Below are 408 nucleotides of genomic sequence, written 5' to 3'. Positions count from 1 at the left end.
TGAAGCATTACAAGATATGGTCTGGGCTTATCCCAACCCTACATCGGGAAGTTTTGAAATTGAATTGCCTGTTTCGGCAAAAGAAGTTTCAATAGCCCTTTACAATATAATAGGTCGTTTGATTTCAAACAGGGTTTATACGGTCGAGAATTCAAAGGTTAAATTAACACTGGAAGACCAGCCTTCGGGGACTTATTTTGCTAAAATAGGGCTGGATAAAGTTGTTGTTGTAAAAATTATAAAAAAATAGTTATGAAGAATCTTAGATATTTGATCCTTATTGTTATCCTTGTGGCGGCTTGTTCTGACAAGGACAAAGAATCGCCTGAAGCGGAAAATAGGGCCCCTGGGACTCCTGTATTGACAGTGCCTTCGGATTTAAAATTATGTCTTGACAATGGTGTAGTA

The 408-nt window shown here is 38.0% G+C and carries 1 protein-coding gene; it reads left to right on the top strand.

Annotated elements, in window-relative coordinates:
- The coding region (locus tag AC6CH4_RS25985; protein WP_498108235.1) for a T9SS type A sorting domain-containing protein at positions 1 to 250 on the top strand (250 nt) is incomplete at its 5' end.
- Positions 251 to 408: the final 158 nt, after the last annotated feature.

Source organism: Flavobacterium sp. GQ95 (genome assembly GCF_059758655.1).
This window is presented reverse-complemented; position numbering and strand designations above follow the sequence as displayed.